The sequence below is a fragment of the Nocardia sp. genome (assembly GCF_025465275.1).
GTDB lineage: Bacteria > Actinomycetota > Actinomycetes > Mycobacteriales > Mycobacteriaceae > Nocardia.
Map to the genome: position 1 here is coordinate 29,214 of NZ_JAODNK010000018.1, position 20,434 is coordinate 49,647.

Genomic DNA, 20,434 nt, shown 5'->3' on the forward strand with positions numbered 1-20,434 from the left:
CGTGCGAGCCTCGCCGCCGACCTCCCCAAGTACATGGTTCCGGCCGCCCTGGTGGTGCTGGAAGCCTTGCCGCTCAATGCGAACGGCAAGGTCGATCGGTCCCGGCTGCCCGAGCCCAGCTTCACCGCCGCCGCCTACCGTGCCCCGGTGACCCGGGTCGAGTGCCTGGTCGCCGCGGCCTTCGCCGAGGTGATCGGCCTGGTGTCGAGTGCCGACGCCGATCCGGTGGCCGGTCTGGATGCCGATTTCTTCGCCCTGGGCGGCAATTCGCTCATGGCCACCCGCCTCGCGGCCCGCCTCGGCGCGGATCTCGGAGTGCGGGTGCCGGTCGCGGCGGTATTCGATGCCCCGAGCGTGGCCGCGCTGGCGCAGCGGCTGGAGACGGCCGACCCGGCCACCGCCCGGCTCGCTCTGGTCCGGCGCAATGCCGTAGGCCCTGCGCCGCTGTCGCTTTCGCAGCAGCGGATGTGGGTGGTCAACCGCCTGCATCCGGATTCGGCGGCCTACAACGTGCCCGCCGCCATCCGCCTCACCGGCACGCTAGATCACGAGGCGCTGACCGCCGCTCTGCGGGATCTGCTGGGCCGCCACGATATTCTGCGCACCAGCTACCCAGAGATCGACGGCGAAGCGGTACAGCACGTACTGACCGTGGACGAGGTGGACCTCGACCTGACCCCGATTCCGGTGCCCGCCAATGGAATCACGGCGAAGATGGCCGAAATCATCGCCGCCGGTTTCGATGTCACGGCGCAGCCGCCGGTGCGCGTCGTACTGCTGCGGGTCTCGGCCACCGAGCACGTCCTGGTCGTGGTCATGCACCACATCAGCTCGGACGGCTACTCGGTCGCTCCGATGACCCGGGATCTGATGCAGGCCTACACGAGTCGCCGCGGCGGCGCTGCTCCCGCGTGGACTCCGCTGGCCATTCAGTACGGCGACTACAGCGACTGGCAGCGTGCGGTGCTCGGCGCGGACACCGATCCGCAGAGCCCGCTCAGCGAGCAGCTCGCCTTCTGGACCGCCGAACTGTCCGGCGTGCCGGAGCAACTCCCGCTGCCGACCGACCGCCCCCGACCGGCCCGCCGCGATATGCGCGGCGCGACTGTCGATTTCGAGGTCTCGGCCGAGCTCACCGCTCGTCTCTCGGCGGTGGCCCGTGAGCACGGCGGCACGTTGTTCGGCATGGTGCACAGCGCGTTCGCGGTACTGCTGTCGAAGCTGTCCGGCCTGCGCGATATCGCCGTCGGCGCACCCGTCGCCGGTCGTGGCGAGCGTGCCCTCGACGATCTGATCGGCATGTTCGTGAACACCGTGGTGCTGCGTACCGAGGTGGATGCCCGCGCCCCGTTCCACGAGCTACTGCGTCAGGTCCGCGATCGTGATCTGGCCGCCCTGGCCCATGCCGAGGTTCCGTTCGAGCGCGTGGTGGAGGCGGTGCTGTCCACCTCCGGCCGCACCCGCTCCAGCGCGTACACCCCGCTGTTCCAGGTCATGTTCACCTTCCAGAACATGAACATCCCCGCGGTGGCACTACCCGGCCTCGAGGTCGAGGTGCTGGAACCCGAGCTGACCGAAGCCAAGTTCGATCTGCAGCTCACCGGTATGGAGCGTTACGACGCACAGGGCCGGATCACCGGCCTGCGCATGCAGTTCGCCTATGCCACAGATATTTTCGAGGCCGCCACCATTCGCCTGATGGCGGGACGGATGCTGCGGGTGCTGGGCACCGTCGCCGCCGATCCGGCGATCACGGTGCGCGCCATCGATATTCGTACCGATGCGGAACGCCCTCGCAGTGGGCAGTCCGCACGGTCGGTCGCACCGGAGTCCTCCGGTGCGGCAGTGCACTCCGGCACCGGCGCCCCGCAGGCGCCCGCCGCGGTGCCACCGGCCGAGCTCCCGGCGCTGATCGCCGCCGCCGCCGAGCTCGCTCCCGACGCGATCGCCGTCTCGCACGGCGAATACCGCGTCACCTACCGCGACCTAGCCGCCAAGATCGCCACCGTCGCCCGTGCCATGGGTGCGGCGGCGAAGCCGGAGGCACTGGTGAATGTCGCATTGGCCGGTTTGGTACCCGGCATCCTGGCCGCCCTCGGTGCGGGTGGCCTGTCCCAAGTCCTGCGGACGCTCTCGGGCGACGCGCAGGCGTTGGTTTTGTCAGAAGGAGCCCTCTGATGTCCGGTGTGGAGTCGGTCGCAGTCAGCCGGTTCGGTAACCAGGCGGCGCTGCGCAGCGCCTACGGTCTTGCCGATCTGCCGAATCTGATCGAGACGGTGGCGGCCTTGGAGCCGGACCGTATCGCGGTGCGGGGTGGGGATATTTCGGTCGGCTACGGTGCGCTGGCCGCGGAACTCGGCATGCTCGCCGAGGCCATGGGTGGTGCGCTGGAACCGGAGTCGCTGGTCCAGGTCGTCATCTCCGGGCAGCTGCCCGCTCTCATGGAAGGTGCGGAGGGTGCGCTCAGCGCGGTCCTCGAGGACCTGCTGAACGATGCCGTCACGGCGGCGGCCGCGGTGCTGTCGCCGCAGCTGGCGCCGATCGAGACGCTGGCCTCGCTGTTCGAGGAGCAGGTGCGCCGGACCCCCGACGCGGTGGCGCTGCAGTTCGGCGGCGAGAGCCTGACCTACGCCGAATTCGATGCCCGCGCCAATGTCCTGGCCCGCCGACTGCTCACCGCCGGCGTCGGACCGGAGGTCCTGGTCGGCCTGGCCGTGCGCCGCTCCTTCGAGCTGCTGGTCGGCATGTACGCCATCGTGAAGGCGGGCGGCGCGTACGTCCCACTGGACCCGGACCACCCGGCCGAGCGCCTGTCGTACGTGCTGTCGGTGGCGAAACCCGCTGTCGTACTGACCACTACGGCCGATGAGCCGGACTTCGACATCGCCGTCCCGGTGCTGCGCATCGACGAATTCGAGCGCACCGCCACGGGTACGGCAACCTCGCCCGCCGCCGATCCCGATGTGCCGCAGGCACATGCGGACAGCGTCGCCTATGTCATCTTCACCTCGGGCTCCACCGGACGCCCCAAGGGTGTGGCCGTCTCGCACCGCGCGATCGTCGCGAATCTGCGCTGGCGCCAGCGCATGTACCGGCTGCACGCCGCCGACGCCGTACTGCAGAAGACGCCCTTCACCTTCGATGTCTCGGTGTGGGAGTTCTTCTGGCCGCTGCAGGTCGGCGCGCGCCTGGTGATCGCCGAGCCGGAGGGCCACCGCGATCCCGCGTACCTGCTACGCACCATCGCCGACTACGGCATCACCATCGCGCACTTCGTGCCCTCCATGTTGTCGGTCTTCGTGACCGAGGCCGCGCGCGACGGCGTATCCGATTCCCTGCGCGGGGTTTTCGCCTCGGGCGAAGCGCTGCCCGCCGCGACCGCCGCCGCCTTCCGTGATGTCAGCGGCGCCACCCTGCACAATCTGTACGGCCCGACCGAAGCGGCCGTCGACGTGACGGCACACGAGGTCACCGCCGCCGATACCGTGCAGGTGCCGATCGGCGCGGCCGCCGATGACACCGATCTGCTGGTCCTCGACGAGAATCTGGAGCCGGTCCCGGCCGGTGTGGTCGGCGAGCTGTACCTGGCCGGTGTGCAATTGGCCCGCGGCTATGTCGCCCGCGCGGCGCTGACCTCGGAGCGTTTTGTCGCCAATCCCGAGGGTGCGCCGGGCGATCGCATGTACCGCACCGGTGACCTGGTGCGCTGGACCCCCGCCGTGGACGGCGGCCCCAGCGAGTTGGAGTACCTGGGCCGCAGCGACTTCCAGGTCAAGCTGCGCGGCCTGCGCATCGAACTCGGTGAGGTCGAGGCGGCCCTGCTGGATCACCAGCACGTGGCGCAGGCGGCCGTACTGCTGCATCGCACCGTGAGCGGCGATCACCTGGTCGGCTATGTGGTGCCCGCCGCCGGCGAGCTGGAGACCACGGCGGTGCTGGCGGCGGCGCGTGAGCGCCTGCCCGAGTACATGGTGCCGTCGCTGCTCATGGTGCTGCCGGAGTTCCCGGTGAACCAGAGCGGCAAGCTGGACCGCCGTGCCCTGCCCGAGCCCGAATTCACCGACAGCACAGCCGAATACCGCGAGCCGGAGACCACCGCGGAGGTGGCCGTGGCGGCCGTCTTCGCGAATCTGCTCGGCATCGAGCGGGTCGGTGCCGAGGACGATTTCTTCGCCCTGGGCGGCAATTCGCTCATTGCCACCCGGGCCATCGCCCGGATCGCCGAGGCGCTGCGCATCACCCTCGATGTGCGCGACTTCTTCGATCGCCCGACCGTCGCCGCGCTCGCCCTGCTCGCGGAAGATCCGGTCGCGCAGCACAATTCCGATGCCGCGCTGATCGGACCGGCGGAATTCGACGCCGACCGCCCGGCGCTGGCCGCCGGCGCTCGCCCGGACCAGGTGCCGCTCTCGCCCGCCCAGCAGCGCATCTGGTTCCTCAACCGCTACGCGCACAGCGAATCCGGCACGGCCGCAGACGGTTTCGACCAGTCGGCGGTCGATAATATGCCGTTCGCGCTCCGGCTGCGCGGTGATCTGGACGTCCCGGCACTGGCCGCCGCGGTCTCCGACCTGATCGAGCGGCACGAATCGCTCCGCACGTACTACCCGCAGACTCCGGCCGGTCCCGCCCAGGTGGTGCTGCCATCCCTCGCTATTGATCTGGCCCCGGTCGAGGTCGCCGAGAACGATCTTGTCGCCGCCGTATTCGATGCGGCAGCACAGGGATTCGACGTCGCGGCCGAGGTGCCGTTGCGGATGCGACTACTTCGGGTCGGTCCGGCCGACCACGTATTGGTGCTGGTGCTGCACCACATTGCCGGTGATGGTGTGTCCATGGGCCCGCTGGCCCGTGACCTGGTCATCGCCTATACCGCTCGGCAGGCCGGCGCGGTGCCCGGCTGGGCCCCGCTCGCGGTGCAGTACGCCGATTACGCGCTGTGGCAGCAGGCGCTGCTCGGCGACGAGACCGATCCGGACTCGCTGGTCGCCCGCCAGCTCGAGTTCTGGGCACGGGAACTCGCGGAACTGCCCGCCCAGCTGGAACTTCCGCTGGATCACGCCCGCCCCGCCGCCTCCAGCTACCGCGGCGCCACCATCGAATTCGAGATCGCCGCCGAGCTGCGCGCGGCCGTCGACCGGGTCGCGGCCGCCGGCCAGGCGACCCCGTTCATGGTGCTGCACGCCGCGCTCGCCGCGCTGCTGGCCCGGCTCTCCGGCTCCGCCGATATCGTCATCGGCATTCCGGTCGCCGGTCGCGGCGATGCCGCCCTGGACGACCTCATCGGCATGTTCGTCAACACCCTGGTGTTGCGCACCGACGTGGACGGCGCGGCCTCCTTCACCGACCTGGTCGCGCACGCCCGCCAGCGCGATCTGAGCGCCTTCGCGCACCGCGAGGTGCCGTTCGAGCGACTGGTCGAGGTGCTCAACCCGGCCCGCGCGCAGAACCGGCATCCGCTGTTCCAAGTGGCCCTGTTCATGCAGAACCTGGGCGACCAGAGCCTGCTGCTGCCGGGTGTCGACGCCGAGGTTTTCGATTTCGATCCCGGTGTCGCCAAATTCGATCTGCAGCTGACGATTTCGGACCGCGGTGAGGCGTACAGCGCAGCCTTCACCTACGCGACCGACCTGTTCGACGCCGCCGCCGTGCACGAGTTCGCGGCCAAATTCACCCGGCTGCTGACCGCCGCCACCGCGGCCGCCGATCGCCCGGTGGGCGATATCGAACTCCTGGACGCCGGCGAATTCGACTATGTGACCGCGAGCTGGAATGCCAGCGGCCACCGGGCGTCCGACCTGTTCCTGCACGAGGGCTTCGACGCCCAGGAGCGCCGGACCCCGAAGGCCACCGCGCTGATCTTCGGCGACACCGAGCTCACCTACGCCGAGCTGTCCGAGCGTGCAAACCGGCTGGCCCGCCTGCTCATCGAGTCCGGCGTCGGCCCGGAATCGCAGGTCGTGCTGGGCATGGCCCGCTCGGTCGAGCTCATTGTCGCCATGTACGCGGTACTGCGCGCCGGTGGCGCCTATGTGCCCATCGATCCGAGCCACCCGGCCGAGCGCATCGGTCATATCCTCGGCACCGCCCGCCCGCACGTCGTGCTGACCACCCGCGCCGACGGCTTGACGCTGCCCGAAACCGCCGACGTCCCACTGCTTTACGTGGACGAGCTGGAAGCGCAGGGAGGTGGAGCGCTCTCCGGTTACCCGGCCACCCGCATCGACGATCGCGCCCGCCGTGCCGCGCTGCACCCGGAGCATCCCGCGTACGTGCTGTTCACCTCCGGCTCCACCGGCAAGCCCAAGGGCGTCGCGGTCACTCACCGCGCCATTGCCAACCAGCTGGCCTGGATGCAGGCCGAATACGGCATCAGCCGTGCCGACGTGTACCTGCAGAAGACCGCCACCACCTTCGACGTCTCGCTGTGGGGCTACTTCCTGCCGCTGCGCACCGGCGCTACCATGGTGCTTGCCACGCCAGACGGGCACCGTGACCCTCGCTATGTGGCGGAAACCATTGCCCGGCACGGTGTTACGCTCACCGATTTCGTGCCGTCCATGCTGACGGTCTTCGCCATGCACGCGCAGCGCGCCGAGCTCGATTCGCTGCGCGATGTGTTCGTCATCGGCGAGGCGCTGCCGCCGGAGACGGTGGCGGCCTTCCGTGCGGTCAGTGCCGCCGGTCTGCACAATCTGTACGGCCCCACCGAGGCCGCGGTGTCCATCACCTTCCGCGAAGCTCTCGACACCGACACCGCGACGGTCCCGATCGGCGAGCCCGAGTGGAATTCGCAGGTCTACGTACTGGATTCGCGCCTGCGCCCGGCCCCGATCGGCGTTGCCGGTGAGCTCTACCTGGCGGGCGTGCAGCTGGCCCGCGGTTACGTCGGCCGGGTCGATCTGAGCTCCGACCGCTTCGTCGCCAATCCGTTCACTCCCGGTGAGCGCATGTACCGCACCGGCGACCTGGTCAAGTGGTCCGCCGAGGGCGAACTGGTCTACCTGGGCCGCATCGACTTCCAGGTCAAGTTCCGCGGCCAGCGCATCGAACTCGGTGAGATCGAGACCGTCCTGCTGGCCCATCCGGCGGTGAGCCAGGCCGTGGTGCTGGTCGCCGATACCGCCACCGGCCAGCAGTTGGTCGGCTACGTGGTGCCCGCGCCGGGCCGGACGGTCGATACCGCCGAGCTCATCCGCTCCGCCGCCGACCACCTGCCGTCCTACATGATCCCGGCCGCCGTGCTGACCCTGGACGCGTTCCCGCTGAACTCCTCGGGCAAGCTGGATCGAAAGGCCTTGCCGGAAGCCGTATTCGGTGGTGACGACGCGGGCTTCCGGGCTCCGCGCACCCCGGCCGAAGAGATTGTGGCCGGCATCTTCGCCGATGTGCTCGGTGTGCAGCGCATCGGCGTCGACGACGACTTCTTCGCCCTGGGCGGTAACTCACTGGTCGCCACCCTGGTGGTGGCCCGGGTATCGGCGGCCTTCGGCGCCCGGATCGGGGTGCGCGCCCTGTTCGAGTCCCCGACCGTGGCCGGTCTCGCGGCCCGCGCCACGACCGCCGAACACCCCGCCGACCAGCGGCCCCCGCTGGCCGCACAGCCGCGGCCGGAACTGCTGCCGCTGTCCCCGGCGCAGCAGCGCATGTGGTTCCTCAACCAGTTCGACACCGCCGCAACGACATACAACCTGCCTTTCGTGGTCCGCCTGCGCGGCCGCGTGGATCTGGATGCGCTGCGCGCCGCCGTGCTGGACGTGGTGCAGCGTCAGGAATCGCTGCGCACCCTGTTCCCCGAATCCGGCGACGGTGGCCACCAGGTGGTGCTGCCGATGACGGAAATCGATCTCGATCTCATCGTGCGTCCGGTCTCCGCGTCCGAATTGGACGCGGCGGTGGCGGAATTCGCCGCGCGCGGTTTCGACGTCTCCCGTGAGCTGCCCCTCCGAGTGCGCTTCTACCAGGTCGCCGCCGATGAGTTTGCGGTCGTCTTCGTGGTGCATCACATTGCGGCGGACGGCTTCTCGTTCGGTCCGCTGGTGCGCGAACTGAGCGCGGCGTACCTGGCGCGAGCGAACGGCGAAGCGCCGCAGTGGAGCCCGCTGCCCGTGCAGTACGCCGACTACGCGCTGTGGCAGCGCGCCGTGCTGGGCGACGAACACGACCCCGACTCCACCTTCTCCCGCGAAATCGCCTACTGGCAGCACACTCTCGCCGAACTGCCCGAAGAGCTGAACCTTCCCCTCAGTCACCCCCGGCCGCAGGAGGCCAGCTACCGGGGTGGGCATACCGGTTTCACCATCGATGCCGACCTGCACCGGGCGGCCACGGCCTTGGCCCGTGCCGAGGGCGTCACCGTCTTCATGCTCATGCACGCGGTGCTGTCGGTGCTGCTGTCCCGGCTGTCGGGCGATGCGGATATCGCCGTCGGCACGCCGATCGCCGGCCGCGGCGAACAGCATCTCGACGATCTGATCGGCGTGTTCATCAATACCCTGGTGCTGCGCACCCGGGTCGAGGGTGGCGACACCTTCACCGAACTGCTCTCCCGCACCCGCGAAACCGATCTCTCCGCCTTCGCGCATGCCACCCTCCCGTTCGAGCGCCTGGTGGAGATCCTCAACCCGGCCCGCTCGCAGGCCCGGCACCCGCTGTTCCAAGTCATGCTGTCCTTCCAGCACACCAGCCCCGCCGAAACGGAACTGCCCGGCCTGACCGTCAGCGGCGTCGACCTGCCACTCGATACCGCCAAGTTCGACCTGCAATTGGTCCTCACCGAGCAGAACGCCGCAGACACCGTGTTCGGCAATGGTTTCGGCGGCACCCCGTCCGGCATCACCGCCGAACTCATCTACGCAACCGACCTGTTCGACGCCGCCGCCGTGGCGAGTTTCGCCCAGCGCTTCGAACGCCTGCTGAAAGCCGTTACGGCACAGCCGGATCGCGCCCTCGGAGATATCGACCTGCTCGACGACGACGAGCGCGCACTGGTCGTCTCGCAGTGGAACAACACCGCCTTCGACGTAGCTGCGTTCCTCGGCGAACTGCCCGCACTGCCATCCGAGGGTGCTTCCGCCCCGTCAGCCCAGGGTGCTCCCGCCCCGTCAGCCCGGCATATGTCCGCCTCGTCATCCCGGCATGCTTTTGGCCGGGATCTCGCTGCCGCAGGTGTGGATTCCGGCCGAAAGCAAGCCGGAATGACGAAGGATGCGACGGGTGCGGAGTCGTCGGCCGCGCAGTCGTCGGCCACAGTCGGCGATGCCGTGAACACTCTGGTCGCGCTGTTCGAGGCGCGGGCCGTGCGTACTCCGGACGCCACCGCTCTCTCGTTCGAGGGGAGTGGTCTGTCCTACGGCGAGTTCGCCGGACGCGTACATCAGTTGGCGCGCAAGCTCATCGAGGCCGGTGTCGGCCCGGAGATCCTGGTGGCGCTCGGAATTCGCCGGTCGCTGGACCTGATCGTCGCCATGTATGCGGTGGTCGAGGCCGGTGGCGCGTATGTGCCGCTGGACCTGGATCAGCCTGCGGACCGCATTGCCTACGTACTCGATACCGCCAACCCGGTGTGCGTGCTGACGACCGAGCGCGATGGGTTCACCCACCCGAGCGTTTCGGTACTCGCGGTCGATTCGCTCGATCTGTCGGCGTACTCGGATGCGCCGCTGAACGATGCGGAGCGCCTCGCGCCGCTGCGGCCTTCGAATACCGCGTACGTCATCTTCACCTCCGGTTCGACCGGTCGTCCCAAGGGTGTGGCGGTCAGCCATGCCGCCATCGTCAACCGGCTCGTATGGATGCAGTCCGAGTACGGCCTGACCGCCGACGATGTTGTGCTGCAGAAGACTCCGGCCACGTTCGATGTGTCCGTCTGGGAGTTCTTCTGGCCCTTGCAGGTAGGTGCGCGCCTGGTCGTGGCCAAGCCCGACGGCCATGGTGACCCGGTCTACCTGGCGGAAGTCATTGCTGGAGAGGGCGTTACCACCACGCACTTCGTGCCCTCCATGATGGCCGTGTTCGTTTCTGAGCCGACTGCCGTCGAATGCACCAGCCTGCGGCTGGTTTTCGCCTCCGGTGAGGCGCTGCCCGCGACCACCGCTGAGCAGCTGCGCGCGGTGACCGGTGCGGCGCTGCACAACCTCTACGGCCCCACCGAGGCCGCTGTCGACGTGACCTATCACCAGGTCGTCGACGCGGATATCGACACTGTGCCGATCGGTCGTCCGGTCTTCAATACCCAGGTTTACGTGCTGGATTCGCGTCTGCACCCGGTCGCGCCGGGTATGGCGGGTGAGCTCTATCTCGCGGGTGCGCAATTGGCGCGCGGTTATGTGGCGCGAGCGGATCTGAGCTCGGATCGCTTCGTAGCGAACCCGTTCACTCCGGGTGAGCGCATGTACCGCACCGGTGACCTGGTGCGCTGGTCCGCCGCAGGTGAGCTGGAGTACCTGGGCCGCACCGACTTCCAGGTGAAGTTGCGCGGTCTGCGTATCGAGCTCGGCGAGATCGAATCGGCGCTCACCGCACACGAGTCGGTCGCGCAGGCCGTCGTCGTGCTGCGTTCGGACGCCCGTATCGGCGATCAGCTGGTCGGTTACGTGGTCCCCTCCGCAGACTCGGTGGATATGGACGCCGTGCGCGCCCATCTGTCAGAGCAGTTGCCGTCCTACATGGTCCCGGCCGCGTTCGTGGTCGTGGATGCTTTCCCGCTGAGTGCGAATGGCAAGCTCGATCGCCGTGCGCTGCCCGAGCCGGAGTTCGCTGCTCGCGAATTCCGTGCTCCGGCAACTCATGCCGAGGAGATCGTGGCTGCGGTGTTCACCGAGGTGCTCGGTCTCGATCGCTCCGCCTCCCCGCGCTCGCCGGTCGGTGCGGAGGACGACTTCTTCGAGTTGGGTGGCAACTCGCTCATCGCGACCCAGGTCGTCGCTCGGCTCGGTGCGGCACTCGATACCCGTGTGCCGGTGCGCACGTTGTTCGACGCCCCGACCGTCGCCGCGCTGGCTGCCCGCATGGAAGCGCAGGCGGGTACCGGCAGTCGCCGTGAATTGGTGGCGCAGGAGCGTCCGGACGAGATTCCGCTGTCCCTGGCGCAGCAGCGCATGTGGTTCCTCAACCGCTTCGATACCGCCTCGGCTGTCAACAACATCCCGCTCGCGGTCCGCCTCACCGGTGATCTCGACGCCCAGGCACTGGCGCTGGCCGTCGGCGATCTCATCGACCGCCACGAGGTATTGCGCACCGTCTACCCCCAGACCGCGCGGGGCCGAGGCGTGCAGGTCATCCTGCCGTCCGGACCGGTTGCCGACGGCCTGGGTCTGGCTCCGGTCGACGTCACCGAGAGCGACCTCGAGGCCGCGCTGATCCCGCTGCTCACCGCGGGTTTCGATGTGACCGCCGCGGCTCCGGTGCGTACCGGCCTGTTCCACGTCACCGACGCCGGACAGCCGACGCACGTCCTGGTTTTCGTGGTGCACCACATTGCCGCCGACGGCTGGTCGCTGGCCCCGCTGGCCCGCGAGATCATGACCGCCTACGGGGCGCGCGCGAATGACGCTGCGCCGCAGTGGAACCCGCTGCCGGTGCAGTACGCCGACTACGCGCTGTGGCAGCGCGAGGTGCTCGGCTCCGAGGATGATCCGAGCTCGCCTATCGCACAGCAGATCGACTACTGGACCCGCGGCCTGGACGGCCTGCCCGAACAGCTCGATCTGCCGTCCGATCGCCCGCGCCCGGCGGTGGCCTCCAATCACGGTGCCGTGCACCGGTTCCTGCTGGAGGCCGATCTGACCGAGGCGCTCGACCGCCTCGCCCGCACCCACGGCGCCAGCCGGTTCATGGTGGTGCACGCGGCCTTCGCGGCCCTGCTGTCGCGGCTGTCCGGCTCCGCCGATATCGCCATCGGCACCGTTGTCGCCGGTCGTGGTGAGGCCCTGCTCGACGAGGCCATCGGCATGTTCGTCAATACCCTGGTATTGCGCACCGAACTCCACGCGGCCGAGAGCTTCACCGGCCTGCTGGCCCGTACCAAGGACGTCGATCTGGCCGCCTTCGGCCACGCCGATCTGCCGTTCGAGCGACTGGTCGACATTCTCAGCCCGGCCCGGTCGCAGGCCCGGCACCCGCTGTTCCAGGTGCTGCTGTCCTTCCAGAACACCGGTACCGCCTCGTTCGCACTGCCGGGCCTCGAGGTGGGCGGGGTGCCCTTCGACGCCGCCACCGCGAAGTTCGATCTGCAATTGAATATGACCGACGATGCCACCGGCGGCCTCGTCGCCGAATTCACCTACGCCACAGATATGTTCGACGCCGGCACCATTGCGGTGTGGGCCGAGCGCCTGGTCCGCATGCTGGATGCGGTGGCCGCCGATCCGTCGTCCGTCGTCGGCGATATCGAACTGCTCGATGCCGCCGAGTACGCGCTGCTGCTGGATGTCTGGAATGCCACCACACACGAGTGGGCCGATTCCGCCACCCTGGTGTCGCTGTTCGAGGAGCAGGCGGTGCGCACTCCGCTGCGGACCGCGGTGGTATTCGACGGCACGCCCGAGCGGGGCGAAGCACGTGCGGAGCTGACCTACGCCGAGTTCTCCGGGCGGGTGCACCGGCTGGCCCGGCACCTGATCGCCGCGGGTGTCGGCCCGGAACACCTGGTCGCACTGGGCATGCGGCGCTCCATCGACCTCGTTGTCGGCATGTACGCCGTCGTCGCGGCCGGTGCGGCGTATGTGCCGCTGGATCCGGATCATCCGGCCGATCGCATCGGCCATGTCCTCGATACCGCCCGCCCGGTGTTCGTGCTGACCTCCGGCGCGGATCTGGACCCGAGCGTCGAGCGGCAGCTGCGAATCGACCTGCTGGACGTATCCGAATACGCCGCAGGGCCGCTGCGCGATGCGGACCGCATCGCACCGCTGCGCCCGGACAACACCGCCTACGTCATCTTCACCTCCGGTTCCACCGGCCGGCCCAAGGGCGTAGCGGTATCGCACGCATCCATCGTGAACCGGCTGCGCTGGCTGCAGCACGCGCATGTCGCTCTCGACGAGAACGATCGACTGCTGCAGAAGACGCCGGTCACCTTCGATGTCTCGGTGCCCGAGTTCTTCTGGCCGCTGCAGGTCGGCGCACGACTGGTGCTGGCCCGCCCCGAGGGTCATACCGATCCGGTCTATCTGTCGGAACTGATTCGCCGCGAAGGCATCACCTCCGCCCATTTCGTCCCGTCCATGCTGGCGGTGTTCGTCGCCACTCTCGAATTGGGCAGGTCACGAGCTCGGGACGGAATCGTGCCCCTGTGCAATTCACTGCGGCACGTGTTCTGCTCCGGTGAGGCGCTGCCCGCCGCGGCTGCCCGCCGCATGTGGGAATTGACCGGCGCGCGGGTGCACAACCTCTACGGCCCCACCGAGGCCGCGGTCGAGGTCACCTTCCGCGAATTCATGCTCGGCGACGCCGATTTCGTACCCATGGGCCGCCCGGTCTGGAACACCCGGGTGTACGTGCTGGATTCGCGTTTACATCCGTCGCCCTTCGGTGTTCCGGGTGAGCTGTACCTGTCCGGCGTGCAGCTGGCGCGCGGCTACCTGCGCCGCGCCGACCTCACCGCCGATCGGTTCGTCGCGGACCCCTTCCACCCGGGCGAGCGCATGTACCGCACCGGTGACCTGGTGCAGTGGAGTGCCACCGGCGAGCTGGATTATCTGGGCCGCACCGACTTCCAGGTCAAGCTGCGCGGTCAGCGCATCGAGCTGGGCGAGATCGAGACGGCGCTCACCGCACAGGACGCCATCGCCCAGGCCGTCGTGGTGCTGCGCACCGATGAGCGACTCGGTGATCAGCTTGCCGCGTACGTGATTCCGGCCGCCGGACACATTGTCGATATCGACGAGGTACGAGCGCAGCTGGCGGAATCCCTGCCTGGCTACATGATTCCGGCCGCCTTCGTGGTGCTGGATGCCTTCCCGCTGAACATCTCGGGCAAGCTGGATCGAAATGCCCTGCCCGCACCGGTCTTCGAGGCCAAGGTCTTCCGCGCGCCGACCACCCCGATCGAAGAGATCGTGGCGGGCACCTTCGCCGATGTACTCGGCCTCGAGCGCGTCGGCCTCGATGACGACTTCTTCGAACTGGGCGGCAATTCTCTGGTCGCCACCCAGGTCACCGCCCGCCTGGCAGCCGCACTGCACGCCGATCTCGGCGTGCGCGTGCTCTTCGAAGCGCCGACCGTAGCCGCGCTGGCCGCCCGCGCGGAGGAAGCGGCGGGCACCGGTGGCCGTGCGCCGCTGGTCGCGCGTCCGCGTCCCGAACTGCTGCCGCTGTCTCCGGCGCAGCAGCGCATGTGGTTCCTCAACCGCCTCGACCCGGATTCGGCGGTCAATAATATTCCGCTGGCCGTACGTCTTTCCGGCGATCTCGAGGTGGCGGCCCTGCGCCGCGCCATCGGTGATGTGGTGGACCGGCACGAGGTGCTGCGCACCATCTACCCGGCCACCGCCGACGGCCGCAGTACCCAGGTGGTGCTTCCGACCGGCCAGAGTCTTCCGGGCCTGGAACCGGTCACGGTCACGGAAGTCGAACTGGCCGAGCGTATTTCCGAACTGGTCACCGTCGGATTCGATCTCACCACCGCGATTCCGATGCGCGTGGCGCTTTTCCGCCTCGCGGACGCCGGCAATGCGGTAGCTGAACACATTCTGGTGTTCGTGCTGCACCACATCAGCGGTGACGGCTGGTCGCTGGGTCCGCTGACCCGCGATCTGATGACCGCCTATGCCGCCCGTACCGAAGGCGGGGCGCCGCAGTGGAATCCGCTGCCGGTGCAGTACGCCGACTATGCGCTGTGGCAGCGAGAGGTGCTGGGCTCCGAGGACGATCCCGAATCGCTGGCCGCCCGTCAGCTCGCCTACTGGACGCAGGCCCTGACGGGGCTGCCGGACGAGCTGCGGCTGACCACCCAGCCGCGTCCGGCCGTCGCCTCCTACCGCGCCGGCGCACACCTTTTCGCACTGCCCGCCGAGGTGCTGGCCGACCTGAATCGGGTGGCGCAGCAGCACGGAGCGACGCTGTTCATGGTGGTGCACAGTGCTTTCGCCGCCCTGCTCGCCCGACTCTCCGGCGGCGCGGACATTGCCGTCGGCGTCCCGGTCGCGGGCCGCGGTGACCGCGCGGTCGACGATATGGTCGGCATGTTCGTCAATACGCTGGCGCTGCGCGCGCAGGTGCGGCCCGGTGAGTCCTTCGCCGACCTGCTGACCCGGGTGCGCGAGCACGACCTGCAGGCCTTCGCCTATGCGGAGGTGCCCTTCGAACGACTGGTCGAGGTGCTCGACCCGCCCCGCTCGCAGGCCCGGCATCCGCTCTTCCAGGTCATGCTGACCTTCCAGAACCAGAGCGTCCCCGCCCTGGAGCTGCCCGGTCTCGCCGTCTCCGGCGTGGGCCTGGACCAGCAGTCGGCCAAGTTCGACCTGCAGCTGACCCTGTCGGAAGCAGACGCGGGCATGGCGGCCGAAATCATCTACGCCGCCGATCTTTTCGACGATCATTTCGCCACCGCCTTCGGCCGGCGCTTCGTGCGGCTGCTCACCGCCGTCGCCGCCGACCCGTTGGTATCGATCGGCGATATCGAACTGCTCGACGCCGCCGAACGCGAACTGGTCGTGACCGACTGGAACGACACCGCCGTGCACTGGGATTCGGTCTTCGCCGAGCGCAATTCCGCTGCCGCGACGCTGGTTTCGCTCTTCGAGGCACAGGTGCTGACCAGCCCCGATGCACCTGCTCTCGAATTCGGCGGGAGAGCTCTGTCCTACGGTGAGTTCGCCGGGCGGGTGCACCGCCTGGCCCGCTGGCTGATCGCCGAGGGTGTCGGGCCGGAATCCGTGGTGGCGCTGGGCATGCGGCGCTCCATCGATCTGGTGGTCGGCATGTACGCGGTCACCGTCGCCGGCGGGGCATACGTGCCGCTGGATCCGGAGCACCCGGCGGCGCGCACCGAGTACATTCTCGCCACCGCTGATCCGGTGTGTGTGCTGACCTCCGGCGAGGATCTGGACGTCGACACCGCGCAGGTCCGCATCGACCTGCTCGACCTGGCCGGCTACTCCGGCGAACCGCTGGACAATACCGATCGCCGCGCGCCGCTGCGGGATTCGAATACCGCGTACGTCATCTTCACGTCGGGCTCTACCGGGCGCCCGAAGGGTGTGGCGGTGCCGCATTCGGCGATCGTCAACCGGCTGGTGTGGATGCAGTCCGAGTATGGGCTGACCGCCGCCGACGTCGTATTGCAGAAGACCCCGGCCACCTTCGACGTGTCGGTCTGGGAGTTCTTCTGGCCGTTGCAGATCGGCGCGAAGCTCGTCCTCGCCGACCCGGTCGGCCACCGCGACCCGGCCTACCTGGCCGAACTCATTGCCCGCCGAGGCGTAACGGTCACACACTTCGTGCCGTCCATGCTCTCGGCCTTCATCGCTGCTCTCGATGCGGCGGCGGAAACCCTGATGGTTCGTGGCCCGTCTCGTTCTGGACTGAGTGGAGCGGGGGAGCGAAGCGGAGGAGCGGAGGGAGGGAAGAACGAGACTCCAGGGCCGCGGACCCGCCGGAGCGAAGCGGAGGCAAATCAAACACAGCTGCGCATGGTCTTCGCCTCCGGTGAGGTGCTCCTGCCCGAGCCCGCGCATCGCCTGCGTGAGATCACCGGCGCCGAGCTGCACAACCTGTACGGCCCGACCGAAACCGCCGTCGATGTCACCTACCACGAGGTGACAGCTGCCGACGTCACCTCGGTGCCGATCGGTGCGCCGGTCTTCAATACCCAGGTGTACGTGCTGGATTCGCGACTGAACCCGGTTCCGGTGGGCGTCGTGGGTGAGCTCTATCTCGCGGGTGATCAGCTCGCGACCGGCTACGTCGCGCGAGTCGATCTGACCTCGGATCGATTCGTGGCCAACCCCTTCGGTGACAGCGCCCGCATGTACCGCACCGGCGACCTCGCTGTCTGGAACACGGCCGGCGAACTGGAATACCTGGGCCGCAACGACTTCCAGGTGAAGCTGCACGGTCTGCGGATCGAACTCGGGGAGATCGAGTCCGCGCTGCTGCGCTGCCCGGGTGTCAGCCGGGCCGTTGTGGTGGTGCGATCGGAAGAGCAGATCGGTGATCGGCTCATCGGTTACGCAGTACCCGACACCGGTGTTCTGCTCGATTCCCTCGGGCTTCGCGACCGACTGGCCGAATTCCTCAGCGGCGATATGGTTCCCGACGCCATTGTGGTCATGGACGAGCTGCCGGTGACCCCCCACGGAAAGCTCGACCGCGGCGCGCTGCCCGCACCGGTGTTCACCCCGCTGGAAGTCACGGTTCCCCTCACCGCGACCGAGCAGCTGATCGCCGATACCTTCACCGTGCTGCTCGGCCTCGACGAGCCGGTCGGCGCCGACGATGTGTTCTTCAAGCTCGGCGGCAACTCGCTCATCGCCACCCAGCTGGCCGCCCGTCTCGGCAAGTTGATCGGCGTGGAAGTCCCGCTGCGCACCATCTTCGAGGCCGCCACCGTGCGCGCCCTGGCTGTGCGGCTCACCGACCTGGCCGCGAATGCCGCCCCGGCGGTGGCGCCGCTCGTCCCGCAGGAGCGCGGCGATGCCATCCCGCTCTCGATCGCCCAGCAACGCATGTGGTTCCTCAATCGTTTCGACGTGGGCAGTGCCGCCACCTCCTACAACATTCCCTTCGCGCTGCGCCTGACCGGCACGCTGAATGTGCCCGCCCTGCAGGCCGCGGTCGCGGATTTGATCGCACGGCACGAAACCCTGCGCACCCTCTACCCGGAGCGCGACGGCGAGGCCACCCAGCTGGTGCTGCCCGCCGGAACCCGGCTGGTGGATCTGGCGCCCGAAACCGTCACCGCCGCCGAACTGCCCACGGTGGTGGATGCCGTGGCGAACACCGTCTTCGATGTGACGGTGGAGGTGCCGCTGCGGATCCGGCTGCTGCGTCTGACCGAAGACGAGCACGTCGTGCTGTTCGTGGTGCACCACATCGCCTCCGACGGCTGGTCCCTGGCTCCGCTCACCCGAGATCTGGCCGCCGCCTACGTGGCTCGCTCCGCGGGCAGTGCGCCCGATCAGGCGGCCCTGCCGGTGCAGTACGCCGACTTCGCCATCTGGCAGCGCGCGACGCTCGGCAGCGTGGCGGACCCGGATTCCGAACTGGCCGAGCAGCTGCGCTTCTGGACCGCCGGCCTGGCCGGTATGCCGGATCTGCTCGCCCTGCCCGCGGATCGCCCGCGGCCGCCCGTGGCGACCGGTCGCGGCGGCACCGTCAGCGGCCACCTGGACGCCGAATTGCACGCCGCCGTCCTGGAATTCGTCGCCGCGCAGGGGGTGACCCTGTTCATGGTGCTGCACGCCGCGCTGGCCGTACTGCTGGCACGACTGTCCGGTACCAGCGATATCGTCATCGGCACTCCGGTCGCGGGTCGTGGTGAGGAGGCGCTCGACGAGCTGGTCGGCATGTTCGTCAATACCCTGGTACTGCGCACCGAGGTGCGGCCCGATACGCCGCTCGGCGAGCTGCTCGAGCTGGTGCGCGATACCGATGTGGCCGCCTTCGATCACGCCGCGGTGCCCTTCGAAACCCTGGTCGATGCGCTGAATCCGGTTCGCTCGCAGGCGCATTCGCCGCTCACCCAGGTGACGCTGACGCTGCAGAACACCGCCCGGCCCGACTTCCACCTGGACCAGCTGGTCATCGCAGCCATCGAAATCGACGTCACCACAGCGCAATTCGATGTGGATTGGACGCTGTGGGAGAACACGGAAACCGACGGCACGCCCGCTGGTCTCGATGTGCAGCTCATCTACGCGCTGGATCTGTTCGACGAGTCCACCGCCGCCGAGTTCCTGACCGGCTACGAGCGGGTGCTGCGCGCGCTCGTAGCCGATACCCGCGTCGCCACCGGTGATGTCGAACTCATGTCGACCACCGAGCGTGGCGTGCTGCTGGTGGACCGCAATGCCACCGCCCGCCCGCTGCGGCGCGGGACGCTCGCCGATCTGCTCGATGCCCGGGCAGCGCAGGACCCGGACGCCGTAGCCCTGATCTTCGAAGGCGAGACCCGCACCTACGCGGAGCTGGCCGACCGGGCGAATCGTCTTGCGCGCCACCTCATCTCGGAAGGCGTCGGCCCGGACGCCATCGTCGGCGTCACCGCACAGCGATCCTTCGATATGGTCGTCGCCCTGTTCGCCGTGGTGCAGGCCGGCGCGGCCTACGTCCCGGTCGACCCGGCGTATCCGGCCGATCGCCTGATGCACGTGCTGAACACCTCGAACACCACCCTGGTGCTCTCGGTCGGCGGCGCGATGCTGCCCGAGCTCGAAAGCGTGCGCGTGGTCGAGGTAGACGGGCTGGAAGCGCAGGGAGGTGGAGCGCTGTCGGACCTGTCCGCCGCCCCGCTCACCGATGCCGACCGGCTCGGCAGACTGCGCCCGGACAATCTCGCCTACGTTCTGTTCACCTCCGGCTCGACCGGCCTGCCCAAGGGTGTGGCCACCAGCCACCGCGCGATCATGAACCAGCTGCGCTGGCTCGAGTCCCGCTACGAGGTCACCGGTGCGGACCGCATCATGCAGCGCGCGCCGCTGAGCTTCGATGTCTCGGTGTGGGAGTGCTTCCTGCCCGCGCTCGTCGGTGCGCCGCTGGTGATTCCGCGCCCCGGCGGTCATCAGGATCTGGACTACCTGGCCGATCTCATGCGCGAGTACGGCGTCACCATCGCCGAACACGTGCCGTCCGTGCTGGCCGCGCTGGTAGCGGAGGGCAGGGGCGACGCGCTGCGTTCCTTCCGGCACCTGCACACCGGTGGTGAGGCGCTGCCCGCCGAACTGCTCGGCCAGCTGCGTGCCCATGTCGGCGGTTCCGTGCACAATGCGTACGGCCCCACCGAAGCGGCGATTTCCACCATCTACCACGAGTTCTCGGACGCGGATCCGGAGTTCGAGGTCGCCATCGGCCGCCCGAACTGGAACACCCGCGCCTACGTGCTCGACGCCCGCTGCCGTCCGGTGCCGACCGGTGTCACGGGTGAGCTCTATCTGGCCGGCGATCAGCTGGCCCGCGGCTACCAGGGTCGCGGCTCGCTCAGCGCGGAACGCTTTGTCGCGGACCCGTTCGGCGTACCCGGCACCCGCATGTACCGCACCGGCGATCTGGTGCGCTGGAATCGCAATGGCGATCTGGTGTACCTGGGCCGCAATGACTTCCAGGTGAAGCTGCGCGGCCAGCGCATCGAACTCGGCGAGATCGAGGCGGCCCTGCTGGCCGCGGACGGTGTCGCCAATGCCGCCGTCCTGCTCGCCAAGGACAGCGCCGGCACCGACTGCCTCGTCGGATACATCTCCGGCGCACCGGATTCCCCCGCGCCGCTCACCGCCGA

The 20,434-nt window shown here is 68.8% G+C and carries 2 protein-coding genes (both only partly in view); both read left to right on the forward strand.

What is annotated here, in order from left to right; all coding sequences use genetic code 11:
• Positions 1-2,178, forward strand: partial view of a non-ribosomal peptide synthase/polyketide synthase gene (locus tag JWN03_RS04625; protein ID WP_297610169.1) — the 3' end only. It extends 15,897 nt beyond the left edge of the window; the window shows 2,178 of its 18,075 coding nt (coding positions 15,898-18,075); its start codon lies beyond the left edge, outside the window; its stop codon occupies positions 2,176-2,178.
• The coding region annotated (locus tag JWN03_RS04630; RefSeq protein WP_297610171.1) for a non-ribosomal peptide synthase/polyketide synthase crosses the window boundary (this coding region is incomplete at its 3' end): on the forward strand, positions 2,178-20,434 show 18,257 of its 34,205 nt. The annotated region continues 15,948 nt past the right edge of the window. The genes JWN03_RS04625 and JWN03_RS04630, both read left to right, overlap by 1 nt.